At 73.7% G+C, this 6,617-nt stretch carries 7 protein-coding genes; 3 read left to right on the top strand and 4 right to left on the bottom strand.

Features of this window, described 5'->3' with window-relative positions; all coding sequences use genetic code 11:
• Positions 1–154: 154 nt before the first annotated feature.
• Both J2X49_RS12725 and purD read right to left on the bottom strand, forming a co-directional pair.
• A complete protein-coding gene (locus J2X49_RS12725; RefSeq protein WP_310126952.1) occupies positions 155–1,027 on the bottom strand; it encodes a phosphoribosylaminoimidazolesuccinocarboxamide synthase in 873 nt (290 codons plus the stop codon).
• Positions 1,024–2,283, bottom strand: a complete 1,260-nt coding sequence (gene purD, locus J2X49_RS12720) for a phosphoribosylamine--glycine ligase (protein ID WP_246992450.1) — start codon at positions 2,281–2,283, stop codon at positions 1,024–1,026. The genes J2X49_RS12725 and purD overlap by 4 nt, the downstream gene beginning before the upstream one ends.
• Positions 2,284–2,400: 117 nt before the next feature.
• Here purD and J2X49_RS12715 point away from each other — a divergent pair, with 117 nt between their 5' ends.
• Complete coding sequence (locus J2X49_RS12715; RefSeq protein WP_246992448.1) at positions 2,401–2,766, top strand: sterol carrier family protein; 366 nt, start codon at positions 2,401–2,403, stop codon at positions 2,764–2,766.
• Between the two features lie 21 nt (positions 2,767–2,787).
• On the opposite strand, the gene J2X49_RS12710 is transcribed toward J2X49_RS12715, so the two are convergent.
• Complete coding sequence (locus J2X49_RS12710; RefSeq protein ID WP_310126943.1) at positions 2,788–3,372, bottom strand: dihydrofolate reductase family protein; 585 nt, start codon at positions 3,370–3,372, stop codon at positions 2,788–2,790.
• Positions 3,373–3,442: 70 nt separating this feature from the next.
• Between J2X49_RS12710 and J2X49_RS12705 the strand changes: the two genes are divergently transcribed.
• Both J2X49_RS12705 and J2X49_RS12700 read left to right on the top strand, forming a co-directional pair.
• Positions 3,443–4,033, top strand: coding sequence for a TetR/AcrR family transcriptional regulator (locus J2X49_RS12705; protein ID WP_310126939.1), 591 nt, complete (start codon positions 3,443–3,445; stop codon positions 4,031–4,033).
• A 74-nt stretch (positions 4,034–4,107) separates the two neighbouring features.
• The gene (locus J2X49_RS12700) at positions 4,108–5,088 is read left to right on the top strand and encodes a hypothetical protein (RefSeq protein ID WP_310126938.1); all 981 of its coding nucleotides are present in this window, start codon (positions 4,108–4,110) and stop codon (positions 5,086–5,088) included.
• Between the two features lie 86 nt (positions 5,089–5,174).
• Here the strand turns inward: J2X49_RS12700 and J2X49_RS12695 are convergent, their stop codons facing one another.
• Positions 5,175–6,551: a short-chain fatty acid transporter gene (locus tag J2X49_RS12695; RefSeq protein ID WP_246992444.1), complete on the bottom strand. Its 1,377-nt coding sequence runs from the start codon at positions 6,549–6,551 to the stop codon at positions 5,175–5,177.
• Positions 6,552–6,617: the final 66 nt, after the last annotated feature.

The following is a 6,617-nucleotide window of genomic DNA, read 5'->3' as shown; positions in this document are numbered from 1 at the left end:
CCACGACAGCCACCGACAGATCCAGCGCAAGGCATCCGAGGAGCCTGTCGAGTAGCAAGTCAGGCGCCCGCGAGGCCGCCGCGCCCATTCTCAATATCGAGTAGCCCGACGCAGTCGGGCGTATCGAGATCCCCGCCGCTCGTCGACGCGCCCCCTACTCGACCAGCGGCGACCCGGTCAACCGCTCGATCAGCTCCCGATAGCGCGCCGCCGTCCGCTCGACGACGTCGGCGGGCAGCCGGGGCGCCTCGCCCTCGCCGTCCCAGTTCGCGGCGAGCCAGTCCCGCACGATCTGCTTGTCGAACGACTCCACGCGGCCCTGATCGAGCGCCGCGGCGTCCCAGTACCGCGACGAGTCGGAGGTGAGCACCTCGTCGGCGAGCACCAGCTCGCCCGTATCCCGGTCGCGGCCGAACTCCAGCTTCGTGTCGGCGAGCACGAGGCCCGCCTCGGCGGCGATCGCCGCGCCCTGCGCGTACACGCGCAGCGCGAGGTCGCGGATCGCGGCCGCGTCGTCAGCGCCGACCAGCTCGACCGTGCGCTCGAAGGACACGTTCTCGTCGTGCTCGCCCTGCGGCGCCTTCCAGGCCGGCGTGTAGATCGGCTCGGGCAGCGCATCGCCGTCCTCGAGGCCCGGCGGCAGCGCGACGCCCGAGATCGAGCCGACCTGCCGGTACTCCTTGAGGCCCGAGCCGGTGACGCGGCCGCGCACGACGCACTCGACCGGGAGCATGTCGAGCGTGCGCACGAGCATCGCGCGGCCGCGCACCGCGTCCGGGGTGCGGGCGTCGGCGTCGGGGGCGAGCTGCGACGGGAGCCCTAGTCGGTCGATCCACCAGCGCGTGAGCGTCGTCAGCAGCTCGCCCTTGCCGGGGATCGCGGGCTCGAGCACCTGGTCGAAGGCCGAGACGCGGTCGGAGGCCACCATGAGCATCTCGGGCGCGGTCGCGAGCTCGGTGCCGACCGGCACATAGAGGTCGCGCACCTTGCCCGAGTAGGCGAGCTCCCAGCCGTCGAGCCCGGTCATGCCCGGGCAGCGATGTCGGAGCGCGACTGCCCGCCCTCGAGCGAGATCCTGCCGAGCCCCGCATAGGCGCGCTCGCGCGCCTCGGCGAGCGTCGCGCCGGTGCCGACGACGTTGAGCACGCGGCCGCCGGTGGCGGTCAGGCCCTGCTCGCCGCGGCCGGTGGCGGCGTGCAGCACCCGCACGCCCTCGAGCTGCTCGGCATCCTCGACGCCCGTGATGAGGCGACCGGTGATGGGGTCGCCCGGGTAGCCCTCGCTCGCGAGCACCACGGCCACCGCCGCCGAGTCGCGCCACACGAGCGGCGCTGCCGACCCGAGGGATCCGTTCGCGGCCGCCAGCAGCGCATCCGCCAGTCCCGACTCGATGCGGGGCAGCACCACCTGCGTCTCGGGGTCGCCGAAGCGCGCGTTGAACTCGATGACCTTCACGCCGTCGTCGGTGACGATGAGGCCGCAGTAGAGCAGGCCCGTGAAGGGCGTGCCCGCCTCGGCCATCGCGCGGATCGTGGGCAGCGCGACCGTCTCGACGACCTCGTCGACGAAGGCCTGCTCGCTGCCGAAGCGCTCGGCGAGCCACGGCAGCGGCGAGTAGGCGCCCATGCCACCGGTGTTGGGGCCGGTGTCGCCGTCGCCGAGGCGCTTGAAGTCCTGCGCGGGCGCGAGCGGCACGGCGTGCTCGCCGTCGGTGAGCACGAACAGGCTCACCTCGGGCCCGGCGAGGTACTCCTCGATCAGCAGCGGGCCGTCGGGCAGGAAGGCCTCGGCGTGCGCCTCGGCCGCGGCCCGGTCGTCGGTGACGATGACGCCCTTGCCTGCGGCGAGCCCGTCGGCCTTCAGCACCCACGGGGGAGCGGATGCGTCGAGCGCGGCCCGCACGTCGTCGAGCGTCACGGCCGTGGTGTCGGCGCCCGTCGGCACGCCGGCCCGCGCCATGACCGCCTTCGCGAACGACTTCGAGCCCTCGATGGCGGCGGCCGCCTTCGTGGGGCCGAAGACCGGCACGCCGGCCTGCTTGAGGGCGTCGGCGACGCCCGCGACGAGGGGCGCCTCGGGGCCGATGACGACCAGGTCGAAGCCGCCGTCGACGGCGAGGTCGGTGACGAGCTGCGGGTCCTTGATGTCGACGCGCACCGCCTCGACCTCGACGCCGATCCCGGCGTTGCCGGGCGCGGCCGTGATCTCGTGGCCGCCCTCCTCGAGGAGTGCCGCGATGATGGCGTGCTCACGCGCGCCGCTGCCGAGTACCAGGATCCGCACGCGCCCATTCTACGAACGCGGCGAGCCCGCCGGGCCGACGGGCTCGATGCATCGGCGATGAGGGCGCCCGGCGGCCACCAGGCGACCACGTCGCCGGCCGCGGCTAGCCTGTCGGACGTGGCCAGGCGCATCCCCGATCTCGACGGCACGGACGCGGTGCGCGCCGCGCTCGCGCCCGACGCCGGGCGCGCCGAGCGGGCGCTCGCGGTGCGCTACACGCTGCAGTGCCTCGCCGAGCGGGCGCCCGGCAAGTCGGTCGAGGTGCGCGTGCCGCCGTTCGGCGCCGTGCAGGCGGTCGAGGGCCCCGGGCACACGCGCGGCACGCCGCCCAACGTGGTCGAGACCGACGCCGCGACCTGGCTCGCGCTCGCGACCGGCGGCGAGGCGTGGGCGGATGCGGTGGGTCGCGGCGCGGTGCGCGCCTCGGGCGTGCGCGCCGACGTCTCGCCGTGGCTGCCGCTCGTGCGCCCGACCGCGGGCTGACCGCCGGGCGTCGGTGCGGCGTCAGCCCGCGGTCGCGCGGCCGCGGGCCGAGTGCTCCTCGACGACCACGCCCGAGGCGAACGGTCGCGTCGCGTCGAGGCGGAACCGAGGGGGCACCGCCCGACGGCTGCCGAAGAGGCCGACACCGTCGCCGAGCACGATCGGGTGGCGCTTCAGCACCAGCCGATCGATCTCGGGCAGCAGCGACGCCGCGAGTGCTCCGCCCCCGCAGAGCCAGATGTCGAGGCCGTCGGCCCGCTTCAGCGCGCGCACCGTCGCCAGCGGATCGTCGCTCACCTCGATGCCGGCCGCGACCTCGCGAGGGCGGCTGCTCGCGACGATCTGACGCAGGTGCGGATACGGGCTCTCGATGCCGGCGTCCAGCGCCGGTGTGAGCGTGCGCCAGCCCATCAGCACGGTGTCGAACCGTGTTCCGGGCGGAGTGGTGCCGAGCGCGGCGTGGGCGTGCGCGGGCAGCGCGTCGGCGTACTCGTCGACGACGACGGATGCGTGATCCCCATCGACGAGGAACGCGTCGTAGCCGCCGTCCTGGTCGGCGATCCGGCCGTCGAGGCTGACGGCGACGTAGTAGACGAGGTCTCGCATGCTGCTCCAATCACGACATCTGTCGTGATCAACATACGACAGATGTCGTGGTCGCGCTACGCTCGGGAGCATGGCACGCAACGACCGACGCCGCGGCGAGCTCGCGGATGCCGGAATCCGCGTCCTGGCCACGGAGGGCGCGCGCGGGCTCACCCACCGCGCCGTCGACGCGGCTGCGGAGGCTCCTCGCGGCACCGCGTCGAACTACTTCCCCACGCGAGGCGACCTCATCGCCGCACTCGTCGCGCGCATCGAGGAGCGGCTCACACCGGCGGCAGCGGCGCACGGCTCCGGCTCCGGGCGAGCGCCCGATCGCGCGGCGTTCGCCGAGCACGTGCGCGACGTGGTCCGGCGCCTCTCGGAGGATCCCCACGTGCCGCTCGCGCTGTTCGAGCTGCGCCTCGAGGCGTCGCGCCGACCCGAGGTGGCGGAGGCGCTCGGCGCGTGGCGACGGAGCGCCTTCGCCGACGACGTCGCCTTCAACGAGGCGGCGGGCCTCCCGGGCGCCCGGGCCGATCTGGCGCTCGTCCACTACGCGATCGACGGGCTCATGCTCGACCGCCTGACGACGCCGCTGGACCCGGCGACGCCCACCGACGCGATCGTCGACGCACTCGTGGAACGCATCCTCCCCGTGAGCACACCGGACGCCGCGCGCTGACCGCCAGGGTCGGGCTCCCGCTCGTGCTCGGCATCCGCCCGTCGCGCGCAGGTGCGGAGGGCCATACTGAACCCATGGCTCAGGTCGTCCGCCCGCAGGGGTTCATCGGTCCCCTCGTCACGATGGTGATCGGCGCCATCCTGCTGTTCAACGGCGTGCCGGGCCTGCTGCAGTGGATCGGCTGGATCGGCCAGTCAGCGCTCGTCGTCGGGATCGAGAGCGCTTTCGACACCGCGTTCATCCCGCTCATCCTGTCCGCGGCTGCGTCGATCATCGGCCTCGCGATGGTGCGGGGCGGCTTCACGTCGCTGCGCGGCGTGCTGCGCGGCGCCGGCCAACGGGCGCGCGAGCAGGTGCGCGGCGGCGTGCAGCAGGTGCGGCGGGAGGCCGGGCAGCGCTACGGCGAGGCGGTCGGGCAGGCCGAGCACCTGCAGAACGCGGTACCGCAGTCGTGGCGCGAGCGCATCGAGGCGGCGGCGCGCGAGGTCGAGGGCGAGCGCGCGCGACGCTCCGGAGCGCAGCCGCAGGTGCACGCGCCGCAGCAGCAGCGGCCGCAGCAGCCGCGACCGCAGGCCCCGCGCCAGCCGCAGCCGCAGCCGCAGCCGCAGCGGCAGGGCCAGGGGCAGCAGGGCTACCCGGGTCAAGGCCAGCAGGTCTACCAGGGTCAGCAGGGCTACCAGGGCCAAGCCGCGTACCAGGGCCAGCAGCAGCGCGAGCCGCAGCAGGCGCCGGGCTCCGACCGGCTCGCGCGCATCGAGCAGCTGCGGCGCCAGGTCGACTCGCGCGTGCAGCAGCAGGTGGGGCAGCTGCAGGACGCCGGGCGGCAGGCCGCCGACCGCGTGCGCCAGGCGGCGACCGATGAGGCCGCGCGGGTGCAGCAGCGCCAGCTGCCGAACCCCTCCGACGAGGTGACCGCCCTCATCGGCCGGCTCGACCTCGCCGACAACGAGCGCATCCGCCGCCGCGGCTCCTCGCTCACCCGCTCGTCGCTCGCGACCAGCTCGCTCTCGAAGACGTCGCTCACGCTGAACTCGCTGCTGCAGCACCGCCGCTGAGCGCCCGGCGCGCGGCTGCCGCACGGACGCCGCTGGCCCCCTCCGGAGCGGAGAGGGCCAGCGTGCCTGGTCGGCGAGTCAGCGCGTCAGAGCGACCAGACGACCAGCACCGCCGCGAAGACGAGGCCGGATGCGATGAGCGTCACGGTCGTGTAGCCGAGGATGTCGCGCATCTTCAGCCCCGCGATCGCGAGCAGCGGCAGCGCCCAGAACGGCTGGATCATGTTCGTCCACTGGTCGCCGTACGCGACCGCCATGATCGGGATCGCAGGGTCGACGCCGATGCGCTCGGCGGCGTCGAGCAGGATCGGCGCCTGCACGGCGAACTGCCCGCCGCCCGACGGCACGAAGAAGTTCACGAGCCCGGCCGACAGCAGTGCCAGCACGCCGAACGTGACCGGGTTCGCGATCGCGACGAACGCATCCGACAGCACCTGGATGAGGCCCGACGACGTCATCATGCCGAGGATCCCCGCGTAGAGCGGGAACTGCAGCAGGATCTCGCCCACGTTCGAGGCGGCTTCCTTCGTGAGGCGGATGATCTCGAACGGGTTGCGCACCAGCAGGAAGATGAGCGCGAGGAACGACCAGTTGACGATGTCGAGCGTGATCGTGCCGCCCTGCACGAAGTGCACGACGAGGTAGAGGGTGAGCGCGGCGCCGACGATGAGCGTGACGATGCGGCTCGCGTCGATGCGGTCGGCGGGCGTGACGACCTCCTCCTCGTGCTCGACGAGCTGCTCGCGGGCGTCGAACTGCAGCTCGACGATGCGGTCGGAGCCGCGCGGCGCGACGAGCGACAGCGCCACCGCGACGGCGACGATCGTCGCGACCGCGCCGATGATGTTCGGGAGCGCGAACGTGGTCTCGGAGACCGGGATCACCTGGCCGCCGAGGTGCTCGGCGATGAACGAGTCGGGCGTCGCGGCCGTGAGCGGGCCGGAGCCCGAGTAGCCCATGTGCCAGACGACGAAGCCCGAGAAGCCGGCCGCCACGAGCATCGGGAAGTGCAGGCGGAGGCCCCGCTCCTTGCCGGAGGCCGCGACCTCGCGGGCGAGCAGGCCGCCGACGACGAGGCCGAGGCCCCAGGTGATGAGGGATGCGACGGCGGCGATGACGAAGACGAACAGGTAGGCCTGCACGGGCGTCTGCGGCAGCGCGGCGAGGCGCGTGAGCAGGCGACGCACGGGCCGGGTGTTGGCGAGCATGTGGCCGAGCAGCAGGATGAGCGCCATCTGCGTCATGAAGGCGAGCAGGCCCGACAGGCCGTCGCCCCAGCCGACGACGAGGTCGACGGGGTTCGTCTGCGTGACCGTCAGCGCGAGCAGCGCGACGACGAGCGTCAGGATGATCGCGAAGACGAGCGCGGAGGGGATCCAGCGCTCGACGACGGTGTTGATGGGCCGCATCGCGCGGGCGAGCGGCGCGCCCGACTCGCGGGTCTCGGCAGGGGCGTTCGGCATGGTTCACCTCGTTGTGTGCATGGGGACGGCGCGCCGGCGCGCACCGCTTCCGACCATAGCCGCAGG

The organism is Agrococcus sp. BE272, assembly GCF_031457935.1.
GTDB lineage: Bacteria > Actinomycetota > Actinomycetes > Actinomycetales > Microbacteriaceae > Agrococcus > Agrococcus sediminis.
Note: the sequence above shows the minus strand (reverse complement) of the source record. Positions and strands in the feature narration are given on the sequence as shown.

Coding starts and splice junctions, on each gene's coding strand:
- J2X49_RS12725 (WP_310126952.1), bottom strand. CDS start 1,027: ATGACCGGGCTCGACGGCTGGGAGCTCGCCTACTCGGGCAAGGTGCGC.
- J2X49_RS12710 (WP_310126943.1), bottom strand. CDS start 3,372: ATGCGAGACCTCGTCTACTACGTCGCCGTCAGCCTCGACGGCCGGATC.
- J2X49_RS12705 (WP_310126939.1), top strand. CDS start 3,443: ATGGCACGCAACGACCGACGCCGCGGCGAGCTCGCGGATGCCGGAATC.
- J2X49_RS12700 (WP_310126938.1), top strand. CDS start 4,108: ATGGCTCAGGTCGTCCGCCCGCAGGGGTTCATCGGTCCCCTCGTCACG.
- J2X49_RS12695 (WP_246992444.1), bottom strand. CDS start 6,551: ATGCCGAACGCCCCTGCCGAGACCCGCGAGTCGGGCGCGCCGCTCGCC.